Consider the following 18,415-nt stretch of genomic DNA (forward strand, 5'->3'; position numbering starts at 1 on the left):
ATCCCAAAACAAATGAAAATTCAACAAGTTGTAATCTTTTATTGTGTCAAATTATTTTTAATGAGACATAATTGGCGAGAGAGGGGAGCGGGAAAGCGGTTGATTGTTGAGGCAGGAGATGGTTTTGCTGATGTTGTCCAGACGTTCTGTTGGCCGGCATTTGTCCGTAAAAAAATAATGGAACGGAGCGGCCACTTCACTGTATCTTTTAAAAAAAGTCTGTATAATTCGCTTTTGTGCCAATAGGAAAGACTATGCGATTAATTAAGAAGGCACTCACATTCGATGATGTGCTCCTGGTACCGGCTTATTCAGCCATTCTCCCCAAAGATACCTCTCTTTCAACTCGTCTGACACGTTCAATTTCCCTGAATATCCCTTTGGTTTCAGCGGCAATGGATACAGTGACAGAGGCGCGTCTTGCCATTGCCATGGCAAGGGAAGGCGGTATTGGTGTTATTCACAAAAACCTGACACCCGCAGATCAGGCCAGGGAAGTGGCAAGGGTCAAGCGTTTTGAGTCAGGTGTGATTATGGACCCGATTACCATTCCTCCCTCCATGCGGATCAGGGATGTCATCGCGCTGTCTCATCAATATGGATTTTCCGGTTTTCCTGTCGTTGAAAACGGCAAGGTGATCGGCATTATCACCAATCGTGATACCCGTTTTGAAGAAGACCAGAATGTGATGGTCAAGGACAAGATGACCCCGCGTGAAAAGCTTGTCTCTGTCAAAGAAGGCGCGACGATGGAGGAGGCCAAGCGCCTCATGAGCCTCAATCGTCTTGAGCGTGTTCTGGTCATGAATGACGATTTTGAGTTGCGTGGACTGATGACCGCAACTGATATCCATAAATCAACCGATTATCCAAGGGCATCCAAAGACAGCTATGGTCAGTTGCTGGTGGCGGCTGCTGTTGGTGTTGGTCCTGACAATGACGAGCGTATCGAGCTCCTGGTCAAGGCGGGTGTGGATGTGCTGGTGGTTGACACGGCGCACGGTCATTCGATGGGCGTTCTCCAGCGTATTCGCTGGATCAGGGATACCTACCCGAATGTACAGATTGTTGGCGGTAATATTGCGACCGCAGCGGCAGCGACAGCGCTGGTGGAAGCCGGTGTGGATGGTGTCAAGGTCGGTATCGGCCCGGGTTCTATCTGTACGACTCGGATTGTTGCCGGTGTCGGTGTACCGCAGATCACGGCGATTGCTGATGTAGTGGAGGCACTCAAGGGAACCGGTATCCCTTGTATTGCTGATGGTGGTATCCGCTTCTCCGGCGATATTGCCAAGGCGCTTGCGGCAGGGGCTTCTACTGTCATGATGGGCGGCATGTTTGCCGGTACGGATGAAGCGCCGGGTGAAGTTATTCTTTACCAGGGCCGCAGCTACAAATCCTATCGGGGAATGGGCAGCCTGGGCGCCATGTCGGGTGGTTCGGCTGACCGTTATTTCCAGGAGCATGAGCAGCAGTCTGACAAATTTGTTCCGGAAGGGATTGAAGGTCGTGTTCCTTATAAAGGGCCGATTACAGCCATCCTTTTCCAGTTGATGGGTGGTTTGCGGGCGTCTTTGGGCTATTGCGGCTGTGCCAATATCTCCGAATTCCACGAGAAAGCGGAATTTGTCGAGATCAGTTCTGCCGGCATGCGCGAATCGCACGTGCATGATGTCCAGATCACCAAGGAAGCGCCCAATTACCGTACTGACTGATCAGGCCGGTCTGGTTTAATGGCCCTGACCGGAAGATCAACCGGCCAGGGCCACATCATTATTGGAATTTGACGTATGCATTCACGAATCCTGATTCTTGATTTTGGTTCTCAGGTAACCCAACTGATCGCTCGCCGGGTGCGCGAAGTCGGTGTTTTTTCTGAGGTCGTTCCTTATGACATCGGCGAAGAAACGATTCGCCAATACGGGAATGACGGCTCGCTTCGCGGCATTATTCTCTCGGGTGGCCCCAGTAGCGTGACCGAAGGCGATACGCCTCGTGCACCGCAGGCGGTGTTTGAAAGAGGGGTACCGGTCCTGGGTATCTGTTATGGCATGCAGACCATGGCCGCACAGCTTGGCGGCAAGGTGGAAAGTGGCCAGGTACGTGAGTTTGGTTATGCCGAGGTCCGGGCACGCAGCCATACCGCCCTTTTAAAAGGGATCAATGACTTTGTCACAGCCGAAGGCCATGGCATGCTCAAGGTCTGGATGAGCCATGGTGACAAGGTGGCGGAAATGCCGCCCGGTTTTTCCCTGATGGCATCCAACGATGCCTGTCCGATTGCCGGGATGGCGGATGAAGAACGGAAGTTTTACGCGGTGCAGTTTCATCCGGAAGTGACGCATACCGTGCAGGGAAAAGTGATTCTCAGCCGTTTTGTCCATGAAATCTGCGGATGCAAATCAGACTGGAATATGCCCGACTATGTTGAGGAAGCCGTTCAGTTCATTCGCGATCAAGTCGGGGATGAAGGCGTGATTCTAGGGCTTTCCGGTGGTGTGGACTCCAGTGTGGCAGCCGCACTGATTCATCGCGCCATTGGTGACAAGCTTACCTGCGTGTTTGTCGATCATGGGTTGCTCCGTCTGGATGAAGGCAAGATGGTCATGGATATGTTTGCCAAAAATCTGGGTGTTAACGTGATTCATGTTGATGCAACCAGCCAGTTTCTGGGACACCTGAAGGGGGTGACTGACCCGGAGGAAAAACGCAAGATCATCGGACGGGAATTTGTTGAAGTATTCCAGGCGGAAGCGGCAAAGATCAGTAACGCCAAATGGCTGGCCCAGGGTACGATTTATCCCGATGTGATTGAAAGCGCCGGGAAGGATAAAAAAGGGCACACCATCAAGAGCCACCACAATGTGGGCGGTCTGCCTGAAGACCTCAATCTCAAGCTGCTTGAGCCATTGCGTGAGCTTTTCAAGGATGAAGTGCGTGAACTGGGCCTGGCCTTGGGGTTGCCGCATGAGATGGTATACCGTCATCCTTTCCCGGGCCCCGGCCTGGGCGTGCGCATACTGGGTGAGATCAAGGCCGAGTATGCCGATCTCTTGAGACAGGCTGATGCTATTTTCATTGAGGAGTTGCGTAATACCCTGGTGGACAACCCGCTGGGTGACGCCGTGCCTCCCATGACCTGGTACGATGCGACCAGCCAGGCCTTTGCCGTTTTCCTGCCGGTCAAGTCTGTTGGCGTGATGGGTGATGGCCGCACCTATGACTATGTCGTTGCATTGCGTGCGGTACAGACGCAGGATTTCATGACGGCACACTGGGCGCATCTGCCACATGATTTGCTGGGACGTGTTTCCAATCGCATTATCAATGAAGTGCGCGGCATCAACCGCGTGGTCTATGACATTTCAGGAAAACCGCCTGCCACGATTGAGTGGGAGTGATTTTGCATCCATGTGCATGATACCAAGCTGCACATTCTTGTTGATGACATGGGGCGTTTACTGAAGCTGCGCCTGTCACCGGGGCAGGCAAGTGATCACACCTATGCGCCTGAACTGATCAAAAGCGCCATAAGCTGTAAAGCGAAAGCCGTTGTTGGAGACAAAGGATACGATAGCGCCTCTCTGCGAGATCAGATTCATCAGGGTGGACTAAAAGCAGTTATCCCCTATCGCAAGAGCGCCAGAGTACATAAGCCTTTGAGCAAAAGGCATTACAAACAACGCAATATCGTTGAGCGATTTATTGGCAGAATCAAGGAAAACCGCAGGGTATCAAGAAGGTATGACAAGAAAGCTTCACATTTCGCCAATTTCGTGCTTCTCGCTGCCATCAAATCATGGCTGAATGTTATTTGTTAGCAGAACCTAGGCTGTTTTCCTGCTACCCCAAAAAGTCTTCCGTACGATTGCCCGTTTCGTAATCATTTTATTGAAATTGGTGAGATATCAGAGACTTTTCACTTACGCCTTCCGGTTATCCACAAACAAATCCACAGTTTCTGTGGGCAAATCCCTTTTTGTTGCTTTTTTGAAATTTATGCAAATTTTTGCATAAATTGAGCGGTGATAAAAATAAATCAAAACCCGATAAAAACAAACATTAATTTGATAATAATCAATCTGTTTTTATTTTTATATTGGAATAAATTAATTTCCGCAGGATTAATAATAAAAAAATATCCTGATTTCATACTGAAAACCGGTTTTATAAGATCAATAACATTGATTTATTTTCTGCTGAATGACATTGTAATTTCCCGTTTCTTTTCAGCCGTTTCATGTATCACTTTTCCACATAAAGACGAATGACATCTCCTTTTGTCTGTCATTCGTCTTTATGTTTTTCTCCTATGAAAAATTTGTTTTCACTTTTACACAGCGCTCTGCCGTTCTATTATGCGGCAAAGCGGGCATTTCCTTGGGGAAACATTTTAAAAGGGGAAATGAGATATCGCAACATGGTGTCATGGCTGATTAATTAATATCTAAAACGTAATAGCAGGATATTCATATTCTGTTTAAAACCAGTATAAGAATTAATTAACAGAAACCAGAAAAAACATCGTTAAGTTGTTTTATTCATTCATGCGCATATCGTTAAAGCCGGGCAGTTTTTTTACATGGCACAAAACCGTAAAAACAAGTTTCTGATATGGACCGTTTTTTCTGTTTTTTGCGTCCTGTGGTTTGCCTGTACGGTTTTTTTGCCCGAGTTATTCACAGGCGCTGCCGATCAGCTCGTTAATTTGAGGAGATACAGCAGCCTCTTCTTTATCGTTTTACTGTTAAGCCTGCTGTATCCGCTTTTCACTTTCTGGCGGACCGATATTCATGATCTGGAAGTGGATGCAAAGATTTGTGAACAGAATTACGTTGACTGTTTTTTCATTCGGCATTTTATCCCGGTCATGCTGGCACTCTTTCTGATTGTTGTTTGTACTTATGTCCTCTTTGAATACCTGGCTTATCGTCAGGGTGAGCGGATAAAAAACGAGCTGGCTGAAATAACGGAAGTGAAAGCCCGGTGGCTGGACGAGTGGCGCACACAGCATCTGGATTTTGCATCGCTTTCTGATGCGGCGCCGCATAAAAAAAACAATGCGCCAACGGTAATAGAGAAAAGCCGTCTTTAATGAAGTGAACGCTTAATATCGGACATTTCCTGCGGTTATTGAAATGGCCTGAGTACGGTATTGCCCAGGACTCAGGCCGTTTAAATTCAGTTTTATCCGTTCATTGTTGCAGTAATGGATATACGCATTTATTGCGGATTTCAGTTGCTGTATATCAGTAAAATCCGAAGAGCAGCAACCTTCAGATTTCAGTATGCCAAAGAAACTTTCCATTACTGCATTATCCAGGCAGTTTCCTTTGCGAGACATACTGTGTTCAAGATGGTGCTGTCGCAGTTTTTCCTGATAAATCGCCTCTGGTATTGCCAGCCCTGATCGCTCTGTTATACAGATCAAGAATCGGTGAAAGATACCGCTTTTTACCTCTGACATTGAATTGACTCACCTCTGTCACCCCTTTCTGATTCGGTTTGTCAGCCGTAAAATCCCGTTTCAGGAGATCCGGAGTGACTCTTCCCTATACGCCTTTGCAGGACTGATATTATTTGCGCTTTACTGGCTGCGTTGATTTCTTTTGCTCCTGAATCAAGACTTGCAGCTTTTTTAGATAGGCATTCTCCGCGCGAAGATACTCAAGCGCTTCCTGGATGGTTTTGAATTCAGGAAGAGAGCTGTCATGGTATTGACGGGGTTTGCTTTCTTCTCTGACAATCGGGGCCGTCCTTTTCGGTTACTTTGAAGGGCTATGATACCGCCTTGACGGTAAAGACGCTCCCATCTGCTGACTGTACAAGCCGCCGCCATACCAGATTTTGCATCAATGCCGAAACGTTTTCCGGTCCTTCTGGCACCCTCCCCACTGTTGGGATAATGGAGCGCAACCTCTCGCTTGAATTCCAGACTGTATTTCTTCTTGCCCATAAAGTGAAACCCTTAAGCGTTGGCTGTCCAACTTTAGGGGTTCACTTCATTTGAAGGCGGCTTTTTTATGGGTGCGCCTGCTTTCTTGATGTCGCGCAGTGGTTTTTTTCTCTTCTTTTTTTTCTGCCCGGCAGATGAGGAAAAGCAAAGGCTTATCCGCCCTGCCGACCTATCTTTAGGGTCAGCCCTCATTAAATTGCCCGCTGCGCCTGGCCCTTTGAGCCAAAACGGCTTTTCGCAAACGGAAAATTAATGAGGCCTGACCCTAGCGGGAGACACAGACGTGCAAACGATGAAGCCGGTTTACGGGGAGCAAAAGAAGATCAATGCGATATGCGGGAATGAAGTCAGGGGTCAACGGCTGGCTGCTTGTCCTGATTCTGGGCATGGTGGTGATGTGGCCGCTGATGTCACTGGGTGCACTCCTGTCCAGTCTTTCGGGATTTGAACAAGTCTATGCGAAAACAGAATATGCGATGTGGGTGCAGAGCAAGACAGTCATGTGGATGCTCTCAATAGTGAGTATCTCCCTGTCGGTAGGGGGTGGCTGGCGGCTTTACCGGGTGCATTCAAGGGAGTCGGTGGATCTGGCGGTTTATACCATGTGGATTGCCTGGCCGTTACTCAGCCTTTTCATGGTGATTGCGGCCGTGATGATTCTGAAGAACCCACGTGCCGGCAATGCGTATTCTCCGGCAATATATCACCTGGTTTTTGCCGTGCTCGGGGCGATTGCCGGAACGATGTATCTCAAGCGCTCCAGGCGGGTGCAAAACACTTACCGGCTGCCGGTATATGTTTAGGGTCAGTCCCTGGGGGCAAACGGCTTTTTTGACCTGTCGCAAATGAATTGTCGATTCATGAAGTTTTTCTGTCTTGCGCGGGTCTGATAACTCACACAGTGATGATAAATAGGCGATATGTACGAGGCAGTCAGGGAAAGAAGCCCGCAACTGAAGGGCATGGGCGGGTGGCTTGCCTTTCTGGTGGTCAGCCTGATGCTGCTTTCACCGCTGGCCGGACTGATCACGATTTATGAAGGGTTTGTCAATATTGAGCAGACCTTTGATGTGGCGGGTTCGGTGTCGTGGCAGCAACACAAGACCATGACCTGGCTGCTTTTTATTGTCAGTACAGTCACCTCGATGCTGGCGGGATACCGCCTGTACCGGGAGCATGAGAAAGCGTCGGTACGTTTTGCCATTTATGCGATCTGGCTGGCCGGGCCGATCCTGAATCTGGGAGCCATCCTGGCAGGGATACTGATTCTGGGTGTGCATTATGCGGGTGGTGGTTTCTGGCAGGGATTTGTCAGTATTGTTTTTTCTGTGGGTATTGCATCGCTCTGGACGATCTACCTGAAGCGTTCGGTGCGCGTGAAAAACACGTACAACCTGCCGTGGTACCCCTGATGTTTTTTTGTAGTGTGAGCCTTGCTCTTCCTTTTTTAACCCGCTTTTACGGCGGGTTTTTTTGCCGTTTCAGCGTGTGGCAGTGTGTTTGCTAAAGAGGTGGCGGATACCCTTTTCATTGATGCGGCAACACCACTTCACATACATGAAGTATCCGGTCCGGTTTTTTTCGGCAACGCCATCAGCAATCAGCCAGCCGGGATTGCCGTTTTCACCCGGGTCATCGGTATAGATGAAAACAGGCAGGTTTTCCGTGAAGTACAGGGGTTACCTGCGCTTTGCTGCCGTAAGAGGATTTTTCAGTCGTCTCCGTATTCCTCATAGTCATCGCGCGGGATGTAGCCGCGGGAAAAGCCTTCGTCATCAAAGCGGCTGCTCCTGCCGCCATAGTCGTCGCCGTCGCCGTCGCCGTATCCGTACCCTTCACCGCCATCCTCGCTGTAGTCGTCAAGGTCAACCCGGTTGCGAAGGTAGACGAGATCATCCTCATCCTCGAATACGTCTTCCCCTTCGAGCAGGAAGGCCCGCATGAGGAATTCGACGGCGTTTTCTTCATCATCGAGCCGTCGGTATATCTGTCCCAGGCGATAGACGATGAAGGGGTTCATGTTTTGCGGGCCTGCTGCGGTATAGGCTTCGTAAAAGTGATCCAGCCCGTCATCGAAGCGGTCCATCAGGAAGCAGGCGTCGCCCATGGCGGCTTTCAGCCATACATAGGCTTCCCAGTTTTCACGGGGTTCCGGCAGGATGGACAGCGCCTGGTTGTAAATATCAAGCGCTTCCTCATAGCGGCCCTGGTCGAAAGCTTCTTCGCCCTGCTCACTCAGGGCTTCCATTTGCTCCTGGATATCTTCCGGCAGCTCAACGGCGTGTTCCATGTGATTTCCTTTCGTGTTCGTTTCTCATTATTTTGCTGATTTGCCTATTTTGCCGCTTTTTTACAAGGCCTGCCATAATTTTTACTTATGACAGCATAAAGGAAAAAGCGTTTCGCTTGTGCGCCTATAAAGGGTGTGGTATCTATAGAAAATTACCCGGGGTTTTATGCGGTTTTTTTCTGATTTTCCGGATGGTTAAGCAATGGAGTCAATTTCCCCTGTCCTGACAAGGCTCATTAATGAAATTCCGGCAATGCACGAGGCGCTGGAGATCGAATTTGCCGATTCGACCCGGCTGGCTGACATGCAGCTGGGCTATGGAGTGGATGTGACGGGGCTGGACCTGTCCGGCCCGGATGAAGGTGACTGGCAGGCCCAGTGGCTGGTATTTGGCTATGATTACGGTGATCCGGTTTTTGTGGATACGCGTGAGGAAGCCAGGGGGTTTCCGGTTTATACGGCCGAACATGGCACAGGCAGTTGGGAGCCGCAGGAGATTGCGGCTTCGCTTTCCGGCTTTACGCAGATTCTGCTGGCGCTGAATGCGGCGATGCATGCGGAAGATATCAACTACCGGGACTTGACCGCAAAGATGGCGCCCTATACGCAGAATATGGATTACTGGGATGTGGTGATCGAGGGAATTGAGGATAATCTTTAGCATCAGGACGGGGAGTAACGTGTGCCTTTTCCACCGGGAAGAGGATAAACAGGAAAGGGAACAGATGAAAGAGATACCGGATTACAGGGAGGCGGCTGAGGCGGCCGATGAAACGAAGCCTGACATGCGGCTGGGGTTTGTCCTGTTGAAAGATGAGGTGATTGACTGGGAAACCTTTTTTGGCAACATGAAAGCGGACTGGGGTATCGAGCTTGACGCCCGTCCGAATGACGACAATACGCTGGTCTTTGACTGGGAAGACATGATGGTGGCGGTGAGTTTTATTCCCGCCCCGATTCCTGAAGCGGTGGACAATGCCAGAAATAATGTGTTCTGGGAAGACGGCGTGGAGCTGGTGCAGCAGCATAAGGCGCATGTCATTGTCGCGGTGATGCGTGCCGGTGACCCGATGACGCAAAGCCTGATGTATTCGATGGTGGCGTCATCCCTGTTGAAGCTTTCCAATACGATTGGCATTTACCAGATACCCACGGTTTTTCCGTCGGATTATTTTGTCATGGTGTCCGATTCGATCCGTGAGGATATCCTGCCTGTCCCGACCTGGATTTATTTCGGCATTTACCCGGATGGCGATGATTTTTCCGGATATACCTACGGGATGACGTATTTCGGCATGGACGAGATCGAAGTGATCCAAACGAAGGCCGAACCGGCAGAGCTGTATGATTTCCTGATGGATGTGGCCTACTACGTGATTGATAATGAGGTGGTGCTGGCTGATGGGGAAACGCTGGGGTTTTCCGAGGAACAGAAGCTGGCTGTTACCCGCTCGGAAGGAGTGGCTGTTGAGGGAGAGAGTATCAAGATCGGGTTTTAGCCGGGTATTTTTTGCCTGTAAAACGAGAGCTTTCCTGAGAGGAGGCACTTTTTTCGTTGCGGCCCTGCTGCCGGCTTTTGCCGGCGCTGACAGCTACCATGAGAAAGCGCTTTTTTTCAGTTATGAGCGGTATGAACAGGTATTGCCTTATACCCGGGAGCAGGAGGAGAAGGTATCGCCGGATTCTGGCGAGCAGCCGGGTGGTGCTGAGGAAAAAGGAGAAGAGGAGGATGAGGGGTAGCTGTATTTGCGACGGTAGGGCGCGGTTTTGTTTTTTATCCTTCGTTTGTGTTGTTTGGCTGCAATCAGATTGGTTCTCAATTTGAGTTCATCAGGCCGGTGGCTGACCGGCGGCAGCCGGAACTCGCTACGCTCAGACGCCGTCTGCCCGCTCCAGTTCCTCCTCCCAGCCCCGGCTACAGTGCAATCGCGGACTATAGAAGAGAAATGACACCACCATGTGGTGTAAAGATGCCCCTGCTGCGCAGACAGCATGGCAGCGAAGCTGCCCTTGAAAAGGCGGGTATAGCGGGTGTCGTAGCGTGTGCTGAGCCTGTGGCGAAGCGCACGAACCCGGATGCCGGCAAAAAGACCGCACCCGCCTTTGCCGAGAGAACATCGTGCGCTGCACTGCGTTTGGTACACGCTACAATTCGGGCATAACAAGAACATCCACATCACCCAGTGCGTCAGCAATGGCTTATGAGAATACCCTACTGTGGCGGTAGACTTCTTAGCAGGCAAGTGCGTTACGGCGAAGCCGGATTAGTCTCGAACGACTGGAGCAGGAGCGGTACTGTTCAAAAAAGAAGAGAGCGAGATAAGCGCGACGGCACTAAGGAGAGGGATCAAGACGGGAATCCCCCGCATGGCGGTGGACGGGAAGTCCACGCGGCACTTTTTGCGTTCTTTTTGCTGCCGGGAAAAAAGATCGTTGCCGTGGGTCAACCACCTACTTTATGACGTTCTATCAAGGTCTAATCTGATCGCAGCAAATTACCCACGCGAAGGACATTAGCTCAATCAACAACTGATCTGATCGCAGACACGGCTGCAGGCAAAGCAAATTGTCAGTCGGTATCCGTATGAATACGATGTGTCCCGCATGTCAGGCAGCGAAAGAGGTATCCCTGGAGATGGCCGTCATTTTCCATATGCTCGCGCAGATGGTCGATATCCTGTTGGCCGTTTTCCTCGCAATCCTTTTCTATTTCAGCGGCGAGTCCCATTTCCTCGATTTCTTTCCAGCCGACATAGCCGATAAAGGCGCAGAAGTCCCCGCAATGGGCAAGCCAGTATTCCTGCTGCCATCCTCGGTAGCCCGGGGTGCGGCGGCAGAGTTCATCGACTTTGGCCTCGTCATCGACGTCATCACAGCTTGACTCATCCTGGAATTCGCCATCAAACATTTCCGCTGCTTTACCGCTGGCAATACAGGCGGGGCAAAGGGCCTCGATTTCGTCGATGGCATAAAAAGGTTCGCCATACCAGATGGTGGTGTCTTTTTCACAGCAGTCGCAGGTGACACCATCTTCGTCCCTGGCGAAGGCACCGGTTTTGAGCGGGTCGGGATGGTATTTGAATACGGGAAGTTCCCTGCTCATGAATTGTCTTCTGAGGGGAGCACTGGCATATTGTCTTCAAGTCCGTAGGCAGCAGCGGAGAAAGGATCATGCTGTTTTGCGGCTTCTCTGGCCGCGTCTTTTGCCATTTTTTTCCATTCGACGGCTTTTTCCGCATTGGTTTCCTGGCCCAGGAGTCCCTGTTCAAAGATGTCGGCAATCTGTTCCATGGCGGGCGCATAGTTGCCGGCAGCGCTCTGGTTGTACCAGTACCAGGCTGCTTTTGCATCTTCGTCGGTACCCATGCCGTAGTGGTACATGCGGGCAAGGTTAAAAGCGGCTACCGGGCTGCCCTGTAATGCGCCGGTCTTGTCGAGTTCGGATGCTTTTTTCAGGTCCTGAGGGGTGCCCCAGCCGCGGAAATAAAACCAGGCCAGGTTTAAGAGGCAGCACTCATCGTTTTTCTCGGCGCCTTTTTCATACCACTTTTTTGCGGTGGAAAAATTCATGGGGACACCATAGCCATAGCGGTACAGGTTGCCCAGGTTGCACATGGAGCCGGTATCGCCTGAAGCGGCTGCGGCCTCATACAGCTCGCGGGCTTTTTCATAGTCCTGCCTGACACCCAGTCCGACGGCGTAGAGATTGCCGAGGTTGTGCATGGCAGGGGCATAATCCTGTTTAACTGCCTCAAGGTACCATTCTGCGGCGATAAGATAGCTTTTCTTGACCCCCAGCCCTCTGGCATAGACGATGCCAAGGCTGTGCATGGCAGGGATATGGCCTGAACGGGCTGCACTGACGTAGTGGTCATGCGCTTTTTTATCGTCCTGCGGAAGCCCCCGTCCCAGTGCATACAGGTTGCCAAGGTAGTAATTGACGGCGGGGGTCTGCTGTGCCTCCGGCTTTAAGAATACATCGGCGGCTTTGGCATATTCACCGCGCTGGTACTGACGGATGGCAAGGGTAATTTCATCTTCCGCATTGACCGGGTTTTCCGGCCGGACAGCGGGCGCGGTGTCGTCCTGCTCTACCGTGACATGATCTGTTGCCGCGGCGCTGGCGTCATCTGCGCGCGATGATCCTGAAAGGACAAAAGCGGCAATCAGGATAAGAAGGGACAGGATCTGTGTGAGTCGGATGGATGAAATCTGGCTTGCTTGCATGCGTTTTCCCTGTATCTTCCGTTGGATTTTATGAATGATACAACAATAACGCCTGTTTTTTCGATACCGGCAGGTGCTTCGTTTTCGAAAGGCGGCAAGGGGGAAGCGCGCGTTGTGTTTTTACTCTGAAGCCAGGGGCGGCTTTTTTATTGCAAGACAGAAAAGATCAGGTTTTTTTCGGTGTTTTCCTGCCTGCGGCTTTCATGGACAGAAATCCGGCGTGGCGCTGGTCGCAAATGGCCTTGATTTTCTGGTAATTGGTTTCGCTGTAGTCCATATGAAAATAGGTGTTGTCGTGGTTTTTCTTTCCAACCTGTTTGCGGACAAACTGGCCATAATCAGCAAGAGAATTGCCATGTTCTTTCGCAAAGCGGGTGCTGTCGCTGCCATAATAGGCATTCAGGAAAGCTTTGCCTTTGGCATTGAGTTCTTCTGATGTGAAAACACCATCCAGATGTGTCATCAGGAACTCGCGGCAATCGTCTTTTCCCGAGCGGATACGTGCGATTTCCTCGCCGGCTTGTGCCAGCAGGCGCTTGCTGCACAGGTCGTTTTCAATGCACCAGCGGAGAATGAAGGCGATATGTGTTGCCCCTGCTTCAGGCAGGATACCGGCGGGGGCGCGTGTTGCGCCGAAATGCCATTTGGCTTTATCGTAAACGGTTAAAGACATGCTTTAAAGGTTTCGTATTATGGCTTGTCGTGTTACAAATAAGTGATGTTACAAATAGTGTATCGGCAAAGGCAGACCATGTTTGCCCTTCGCTTTGATTAATTTTTAGGCGAAAACGGTCTGATGTAAAAATGTAAACAGTTGTTTTTACAGGTGAAGAGAAGGACTGTTTCCTGCTGGAAAAATTTTGACGATCATTGCATATCTGTCATTTGATACGCTGGCACGGGTCTGTTTTTCGCCTATTTGCGCTACAATGGACGGGATTTTGCGGAAGCGGAAAGGTTTGTTGATGCCTGCGCAAAAGATAACGGGTTCTGGTAGCTGTTTGCTGTTCTTTGGCGCTTTTGCTGGAAAACAGCCGGGAGTATCGTTTGGTGTAGACCATGTTTGCAGCTTTTTTGCTGGTTTTGCCTTTTGTTTTAGACAAATGTGGTCTAAAATGAATTGCATATGCTCTGATCAGGAAGTTTGGCTGAAATGTAACTGGAAGACGATTTTATTTAATGAAAATATTTCAGCCAGTTGTGTTTTGTTCTGATAGGGAGGGGATTTTCCTGTGATCCGCACTTACGGCAAGCCGCCCTATCGTGTTGCTGTCATTCATGGCGGACCGGGAGCGCAGGGTTCGATGGCAAGAGTGGCAATGGCGCTTTCAAAAAGCACAGGTGTCATTGAGCCAATGCAATCGAGGCTGGACATTGCCAGTCTGATTGAAGAGTTGAGGTCACAGCTTGCCCGAAGTTCTGAAAAGCCGGTGACGCTGATCGGGCATGCCTGGGGTGCGTGGCTTTCACTGCTTTATGCCGCAACGCATCCGGATGATGTCAGGCAGGTGGTAATGGTCGGCTGTGCACCACTGGATGCCATGTATGCCAGCCAGATTATGGAAAAACGGCGCAAGCGGATGACGCAGGGTGAGTGGGTGCTTTTCAACGGACTTCTCTTCAGGCTGGAACGGGTGCCGCCGGAAAGCCGCAACTGGCTGATGGAGCAGCTTGGTGATCTTCTGGATAAAACCGATCACTATGATCTGGAGAAAACGGAGGAAGATAAGCAGGGCAATATACCGGTAAACGGCGATATGTATCTTGCGGTGTGGCCCGAAGCGGAGGCGATGTGTGAAAGTGGTGAATTGCTCAGGCGGCTCAAGGGGATACGGTGCCCGCTTTTTGTGATTCATGGAGAACATGACCCGCGTCCGGTTGATGGGGTGACGATTCCCCTTCATGCCAATAATATCGGGTTCAAGCGGTATGTGCTGCCGCAATGCGGGCATGTGCCTTTCAGGGAACGGCATGCAGTCGGTGTGTTTTATGACATTCTGGAAAAGATCATAAAAAGATAGTCAGGGCGATACAGGCAAAAACGAAAAATTTTGTGTGTGTGTGGGCGCGTTATATGCCGGATGGTGTGTTGCTACAGTTCATTTCATAAATCGGCCGGAGAACCGATATAAAAAGCGTTTTGCATTAAAAATGCGATTTTTTGCTCATTTTAGTGGCACTTTCCACCACTTTTATCTCCATGATCGGCTAAAAATTACTCCAAAATGATTTATGAAATGAGTTTTATTGTTGAAAAAGGTTGTGTTTTTGTTATTATAGAAGCATGTTGCGGGATGGTCTGTTCAGCCCGTCCGCCCGGATTTTTTTTCGTGGTGTCCATTCAGGGGGGAAGGCTGAGGGGTCAGCCTTCCCGGACACCCTCCAGGGCTTGAGTCAGCCACAATCATCATCACCGGACATATCGTCTTCTTCCAGAAGTTGCGGCTTTCAGGGCAACAGGATTATCAGTGTTTTGTTCTGTCAGCCATATGTTCAATCACCTGAAGAATTTTTTTCTGGTTTTTTGCAGAGAGTTTGGAAAATGCCGTGATCATGCGGGCCAGCCGGTCATCATCAGCGAAAAACCAGGCCAGGGGCAGGCCCAGCACTCTGGCGATATTCCAGCCGGTAATGATGTCGGGACTGTGAATGCCTTTTTCGTACCGGTTGATGCGGGTGCTGGCAACGAATTCGTCAATGCCGGCTTTGGTGCCGAGGCTTTTCTGGGACAGGCCTTTTTGTTTGCGGGCTTCCTTGAGCCGAATACTGAAAATATTTTTGTATGGGGTTCTTTTTCTGCTCATCGTAACGCTTCCTTATTTGTCACGATGATCGTAGTTTTAGCTTGTATCATCTACTACGTATATCGTATACTTCTAAGCAATGGGCATATGGGTAACAGTTAATTTTTTTCTGTAAAAATTATCATGTTGCAGTGCCTTATTCTGATAGAATAATTTTATAACCTGACACTTTATACGGTTTTAGGTGTCCACTCAGGGGGGGAGTTGAGGGGTTCGACTCCCCCGGGCACCTTGTCAAGTACTTCTTTTTCTGTTTCCTTGCTTTCTTTTTTGTCTTTTACTCCTTTACCAGGAGACGGACAGGAAAAAACATGCGTGTTTTCTCTCCGGATATCTTTGTTTATAATGACAGTTTTCCTTTCGATTGTATTTGCCACGGGACGGGCATTTTTCAGGAGTGAATATGACGCACCAGAACAGCAACGGGACTGCTCCGGAAAAAAGTGCAGCGATCAAAGATTGCCCGCTGGAGATGGTGCTCGAATCAGAGGGCGGTTTTCCCTGTGGTGAATTCCTCTGGGATGATGAGGATGCTGCTGCTGCGGCTGCACCGATAAGAACACTTTAAACACTTTCAAAATACTTTGAGTCATTTTCATACAGTAGCACAATTACATATTGTCTGCTTGAAGCCTCTTTTTTTCTGACGATCATGCCGGCATATGCCGGTTTTTTTTTGATAATTTTTTGATTCAATGGGACTGACCGACTGTGTTTTTTGTCGCCAGCAGGGCAATCTGCTGGCGGATTTTCCTGTTGTAGAGCACCGGAGAGTCAAAAACGCTGATATGGTTGGCATTAATGTGTTCAATCAGCCGCTGCATGCTGGAAATGGCGTTGGCATCGCTTAAAAACGGGGCTTCCATAAAGGAGCGGATAAGATGGCCTGCCTGGTAGAGGCTTCGCTCGTAAAGGGGAAGGTGCCTTGGTGAAAAAGCCAGGGAAAATCCGGTCAGGGCGGCAAAAGGGTGATAGCTGTATGGCCGGGTCTTTTTCCACCAGGGTGCCAGCGAACGGTTTGATGAGGCCAGCCAGGTTGTCTGGGGGTGGTCTGCTGCCAGCGGAGGGTACTTTTTGAGGTAATCCGTTATCCCGATAATGGCAGGGTGAACCGCCAGCGTGTGCTTTCTGCCGGTAATACCGGATTGCAGGATGATTTCGGTCGCTGCATGGGTTTTGAGTGCCGTGGAGCGGGACCGTTTTCCTTTTTCAAAGCTGCCAAAGCCGCCATCCCTGTTTTGGGACGATAAAAGGGAATCAAGAACAGCCTGTGCCGTGATTTCGTCCAGGGGCGCTTCATCCGGCTCAAAAAAGAGGGGCCGCGTATGGATAGGTATCCAGGCCGAGGGTTTGAGGCTGTGTCGGGAAAGGGGTTGATTCATGGTGGTTTTGTCTATACGGGATCAGGCATTTATGAAGATAGGACAGGCGACGGGAAGGGGAGTTCGACAGGAAAAAGGGGGAGTTGTGATAACGCAAGCGGTGTTGCCCGGATGAAAAAAGGAGGCGATATGCCTCCTTTTTTTAGCGGATTAAGCCGTGATTATTTCTGGCGTGGCGGAACATCGCGGCGCGGTTGGCCAACGTAGAGCTGACGGGGGCGGCCGATACGCTGTTCCGGGTCGGAGATCATTTCTTTCCATTGGGCGATCCAGCCGACAGTACGGGCCAGGGCAAAAATCCCGGTGAAGATGTTGGACGGGATGCCCAGCGCCGACTGGACGATACCGGAATAGAAATCCACGTTGGGGTAGAGTTTCCGGGAAACAAAGTAATCGTCCTCAAGCGCGACGCGCTCGATTTCCAGTGCGATCTTGAAGAGCGGGTCGTTGTTGAGTCCCAGTTCATTTAATACTTCATGGCAGGTTTCGCGCATGAGGGTGGCCCTGGGATCGATGTTTTTGTAGACGCGGTGGCCAAAGCCCATGAGACGCGCCTGGTTGGCCGGGTCCTTGACGCTTTTGACGAATTCGCCGACCTTGTCAACGGAGCCGATCGAACGGATCATGGAGAGCGCTGCTTCGTTGGCACCGCCGTGTGCCGGTCCCCACAGGCAGGCGATACCGGCCGAGATACAGGCAAACGGGTTGGCGCCGGAAGATCCGGCCAGGCGAACGGTTGTGGTGGACGCATTCTGCTCATGGTCAGCATGCAGGATGAAGATGCGGTCCAGGGCGCGGACCAGCACGTCATTGATTTTGTAATCCTCGATTGGTGTGCCAAACATCATGCGCATGAAGTTGGCTGTGTAGTACAGGTCCTTGCGCGGGTAGATGAAGGGCTGACCGATAGAATACTTGTATGACATTGCAACGAGTGTGGGCATGTGGGCCAGCAGGCGTTGTGCCGCCAGTTCACGATGGATCGGGTCGTTGATGTCAAGCGAGTCGTGGTAAAAGGCGGAAAGCGCACCGACAATGGCAACAAGAACAGCCATCGGGTGGGCGTCGCGCCTGAATCCGCGGAAGAAAAACTGCATCTGCTCATGCACCATGGCGTAGTCTGCCACGTTGTTGTTGAATTCGGCCTTTTCTGCCGGCGTTGGCAGCTCACCTTTCAACAGCAAAAAGCAGGTGTCCATGTAATCGCACGAAACGGCAAGCTGCTCGATAGGATAGCCCCGGTAAAGCAATTCGCCCTTTTCGCCATCGATGTACGAGATGGCTGACTGGCAGGATGCGGTTGCCATGAAGCCCGGATCGTAGGAAAGCCTGCCTGCCTTAGTGTAAAGAGAGCGCATGTCAATGGCGTCCGGTCCCATCGTGCCACTGTAGACAGGCAGGTCTACGGCGGGCGTTTTGTCACTGAAATTGAGTATCGCGTCTGAAGTCTTGTTCATCATTGATCTTCCGCCTGAAATGGGTTGGAAAAAATGGATTATAACTATTTCCCGGGCATTTTTTCATTGTGCTTCCCGGGAGGAATCCTGTTTTTTACACGAAAAACGGATTATGGGCCTTCACGGACAATGCCGGAGCCTTCAGTCTTTCAGGTGCTAGCTCAGGACGGTGTTAACACGCTCTGAGGATGAGAATGCAGGGATGTTTCTCGGGTGGCCGGTAAAACGGCAAAGCCCTGTTTTTGTAAAACAGGTGCGGTTGTTACAGGAAAGAAGAAAGTGTAACAGGATATTACAAT

At 50.4% G+C, this 18,415-nt stretch carries 20 protein-coding genes and 1 pseudogene; 10 read left to right on the forward strand and 11 right to left on the reverse strand.

Annotated elements, in window-relative coordinates; all coding sequences use genetic code 11:
- The first annotated feature begins 254 nt into the window (after positions 1-254).
- The 4 genes from guaB to NB640_RS10705 all read left to right on the forward strand — a co-directional run bounded on the left by guaB (position 255) and on the right by NB640_RS10705 (position 5,095).
- On the forward strand, positions 255-1,715 hold the full coding sequence (gene guaB, locus NB640_RS10690; RefSeq protein WP_269308687.1) for an IMP dehydrogenase: 1,461 nt from the start codon (positions 255-257) through the stop codon (positions 1,713-1,715).
- Between the two features lie 75 nt (positions 1,716-1,790).
- On the forward strand, positions 1,791-3,401 hold the full coding sequence (gene guaA / locus NB640_RS10695; protein ID WP_269308688.1) for a glutamine-hydrolyzing GMP synthase: 1,611 nt from the start codon (positions 1,791-1,793) through the stop codon (positions 3,399-3,401).
- A gap of 12 nt (positions 3,402-3,413) precedes the next feature.
- A complete protein-coding gene (locus NB640_RS10700; protein WP_269308689.1) occupies positions 3,414-3,821 on the forward strand; it encodes an IS5 family transposase in 408 nt (135 codons plus the stop codon).
- Positions 3,822-4,582: 761 nt separating this feature from the next.
- Positions 4,583-5,095: a hypothetical protein gene (locus tag NB640_RS10705; RefSeq protein ID WP_269308690.1), complete on the forward strand. Its 513-nt coding sequence runs from the start codon at positions 4,583-4,585 to the stop codon at positions 5,093-5,095.
- Positions 5,096-5,107: 12 nt separating this feature from the next.
- On the opposite strand, the pseudogene NB640_RS10710 reads toward NB640_RS10705, so the two are convergent.
- Positions 5,108-5,552: pseudogene (locus NB640_RS10710) on the reverse strand (IS3 family transposase); the annotation flags it as partial.
- An 86-nt stretch (positions 5,553-5,638) separates the two neighbouring features.
- Positions 5,639-5,956, reverse strand: a complete 318-nt coding sequence (locus tag NB640_RS10715) for a helix-turn-helix domain-containing protein (protein WP_269308691.1) — start codon at positions 5,954-5,956, stop codon at positions 5,639-5,641.
- 326 nt (positions 5,957-6,282) lie between these two features.
- Between NB640_RS10715 and NB640_RS10720 the strand changes: the two genes are divergently transcribed.
- On the forward strand, positions 6,283-6,759 hold the full coding sequence (locus NB640_RS10720; RefSeq protein ID WP_269308692.1) for a DUF2569 family protein: 477 nt from the start codon (positions 6,283-6,285) through the stop codon (positions 6,757-6,759).
- Positions 6,760-6,876: 117 nt separating this feature from the next.
- Positions 6,877-7,368 carry a DUF2569 family protein gene (locus NB640_RS10725; protein ID WP_269308693.1) on the forward strand — a complete coding sequence of 164 codons (492 nt, stop codon included), beginning with the start codon at positions 6,877-6,879 and terminating at the stop codon, positions 7,366-7,368.
- A gap of 299 nt (positions 7,369-7,667) precedes the next feature.
- Here NB640_RS10725 and NB640_RS10730 read toward each other — a convergent pair whose 3' ends face one another.
- Positions 7,668-8,246, reverse strand: a complete 579-nt coding sequence (locus NB640_RS10730; RefSeq protein WP_269308694.1) for a tetratricopeptide repeat protein — start codon at positions 8,244-8,246, stop codon at positions 7,668-7,670.
- Between the two features lie 202 nt (positions 8,247-8,448).
- On the opposite strand from NB640_RS10730, the gene NB640_RS10735 reads away from it, so the two are divergent.
- Positions 8,449-8,907 (forward strand): hypothetical protein, encoded by a 459-nt coding sequence (locus NB640_RS10735; protein WP_269308695.1) that lies wholly within the window; start codon positions 8,449-8,451, stop codon positions 8,905-8,907.
- Positions 8,908-8,971: 64 nt separating this feature from the next.
- Entirely contained in the window at positions 8,972-9,745 is a 774-nt protein-coding gene (locus NB640_RS10740; protein ID WP_269308696.1) for a DUF4261 domain-containing protein, read from the forward strand.
- A gap of 147 nt (positions 9,746-9,892) precedes the next feature.
- Here the strand turns inward: NB640_RS10740 and NB640_RS10745 are convergent, their stop codons facing one another.
- The 5 genes from NB640_RS10745 to NB640_RS10765 all read right to left on the reverse strand — a co-directional run bounded on the left by NB640_RS10745 (position 9,893) and on the right by NB640_RS10765 (position 13,599).
- Positions 9,893-10,390: a hypothetical protein gene (locus NB640_RS10745; protein ID WP_269308697.1), complete on the reverse strand. Its 498-nt coding sequence runs from the start codon at positions 10,388-10,390 to the stop codon at positions 9,893-9,895.
- 425 nt (positions 10,391-10,815) lie between these two features.
- The gene (locus NB640_RS10750; protein WP_269308698.1) at positions 10,816-11,349 is read right to left on the reverse strand and encodes a CbrC family protein; all 534 of its coding nucleotides are present in this window, start codon (positions 11,347-11,349) and stop codon (positions 10,816-10,818) included.
- Positions 11,346-12,473, reverse strand: coding sequence for a tetratricopeptide repeat protein (locus tag NB640_RS10755; RefSeq protein ID WP_269308699.1), 1,128 nt, complete (start codon positions 12,471-12,473; stop codon positions 11,346-11,348). The genes NB640_RS10750 and NB640_RS10755 overlap by 4 nt, the downstream gene beginning before the upstream one ends.
- A gap of 166 nt (positions 12,474-12,639) precedes the next feature.
- Positions 12,640-13,146, reverse strand: coding sequence for a DUF7832 domain-containing protein (locus tag NB640_RS10760; RefSeq protein WP_269308700.1), 507 nt, complete (start codon positions 13,144-13,146; stop codon positions 12,640-12,642).
- A gap of 147 nt (positions 13,147-13,293) precedes the next feature.
- Positions 13,294-13,599 carry a hypothetical protein gene (locus NB640_RS10765; protein ID WP_269308701.1) on the reverse strand — a complete coding sequence of 102 codons (306 nt, stop codon included), beginning with the start codon at positions 13,597-13,599 and terminating at the stop codon, positions 13,294-13,296.
- Between the two features lie 106 nt (positions 13,600-13,705).
- On the opposite strand from NB640_RS10765, the gene NB640_RS10770 reads away from it, so the two are divergent.
- Positions 13,706-14,494, forward strand: coding sequence for an alpha/beta fold hydrolase (locus NB640_RS10770; protein WP_269308702.1), 789 nt, complete (start codon positions 13,706-13,708; stop codon positions 14,492-14,494).
- 444 nt (positions 14,495-14,938) lie between these two features.
- On the opposite strand, the gene NB640_RS10775 is transcribed toward NB640_RS10770, so the two are convergent.
- Positions 14,939-15,277 (reverse strand): helix-turn-helix domain-containing protein, encoded by a 339-nt coding sequence (locus NB640_RS10775; protein WP_269308703.1) that lies wholly within the window; start codon positions 15,275-15,277, stop codon positions 14,939-14,941.
- 403 nt (positions 15,278-15,680) lie between these two features.
- Between NB640_RS10775 and NB640_RS10780 the strand changes: the two genes are divergently transcribed.
- Complete coding sequence (locus tag NB640_RS10780; protein WP_269308704.1) at positions 15,681-15,845, forward strand: hypothetical protein; 165 nt, start codon at positions 15,681-15,683, stop codon at positions 15,843-15,845.
- A gap of 124 nt (positions 15,846-15,969) precedes the next feature.
- On the opposite strand, the gene NB640_RS10785 is transcribed toward NB640_RS10780, so the two are convergent.
- On the reverse strand, positions 15,970-16,659 hold the full coding sequence (locus NB640_RS10785) for a hypothetical protein (protein WP_269308705.1): 690 nt from the start codon (positions 16,657-16,659) through the stop codon (positions 15,970-15,972).
- Positions 16,660-16,820: 161 nt separating this feature from the next.
- The gene (gene gltA, locus NB640_RS10790; RefSeq protein ID WP_269308706.1) at positions 16,821-18,119 is read right to left on the reverse strand and encodes a citrate synthase; all 1,299 of its coding nucleotides are present in this window, start codon (positions 18,117-18,119) and stop codon (positions 16,821-16,823) included.
- Between the last annotated feature and the right edge of the window lie 296 nt (positions 18,120-18,415).

Origin of the sequence: Oxalobacter vibrioformis (assembly GCF_027118995.1) — a bacterium.
Taxonomy (GTDB): domain Bacteria; phylum Pseudomonadota; class Gammaproteobacteria; order Burkholderiales; family Burkholderiaceae_D; genus Oxalobacter; species Oxalobacter vibrioformis.

Coding starts and splice junctions, on each gene's coding strand:
- NB640_RS10735 (WP_269308695.1), top strand. CDS start 8,449: ATGGAGTCAATTTCCCCTGTCCTGACAAGGCTCATTAATGAAATTCCG.
- NB640_RS10715 (WP_269308691.1), bottom strand. CDS start 5,956: ATGGGCAAGAAGAAATACAGTCTGGAATTCAAGCGAGAGGTTGCGCTC.
- NB640_RS10720 (WP_269308692.1), top strand. CDS start 6,283: ATGCGATATGCGGGAATGAAGTCAGGGGTCAACGGCTGGCTGCTTGTC.
- guaB (WP_269308687.1), top strand. CDS start 255: ATGCGATTAATTAAGAAGGCACTCACATTCGATGATGTGCTCCTGGTA.
- NB640_RS10785 (WP_269308705.1), bottom strand. CDS start 16,659: ATGAATCAACCCCTTTCCCGACACAGCCTCAAACCCTCGGCCTGGATA.
- NB640_RS10755 (WP_269308699.1), bottom strand. CDS start 12,473: ATGCAAGCAAGCCAGATTTCATCCATCCGACTCACACAGATCCTGTCC.
- NB640_RS10775 (WP_269308703.1), bottom strand. CDS start 15,277: ATGAGCAGAAAAAGAACCCCATACAAAAATATTTTCAGTATTCGGCTC.
- NB640_RS10730 (WP_269308694.1), bottom strand. CDS start 8,246: ATGGAACACGCCGTTGAGCTGCCGGAAGATATCCAGGAGCAAATGGAA.
- NB640_RS10740 (WP_269308696.1), top strand. CDS start 8,972: ATGAAAGAGATACCGGATTACAGGGAGGCGGCTGAGGCGGCCGATGAA.
- NB640_RS10725 (WP_269308693.1), top strand. CDS start 6,877: ATGTACGAGGCAGTCAGGGAAAGAAGCCCGCAACTGAAGGGCATGGGC.
- NB640_RS10750 (WP_269308698.1), bottom strand. CDS start 11,349: ATGAGCAGGGAACTTCCCGTATTCAAATACCATCCCGACCCGCTCAAA.
- NB640_RS10780 (WP_269308704.1), top strand. CDS start 15,681: ATGACGCACCAGAACAGCAACGGGACTGCTCCGGAAAAAAGTGCAGCG.
- NB640_RS10765 (WP_269308701.1), bottom strand. CDS start 13,599: ATGCAATTCATTTTAGACCACATTTGTCTAAAACAAAAGGCAAAACCA.
- NB640_RS10760 (WP_269308700.1), bottom strand. CDS start 13,146: ATGTCTTTAACCGTTTACGATAAAGCCAAATGGCATTTCGGCGCAACA.
- gltA (WP_269308706.1), bottom strand. CDS start 18,119: ATGATGAACAAGACTTCAGACGCGATACTCAATTTCAGTGACAAAACG.
- guaA (WP_269308688.1), top strand. CDS start 1,791: ATGCATTCACGAATCCTGATTCTTGATTTTGGTTCTCAGGTAACCCAA.
- NB640_RS10705 (WP_269308690.1), top strand. CDS start 4,583: ATGGCACAAAACCGTAAAAACAAGTTTCTGATATGGACCGTTTTTTCT.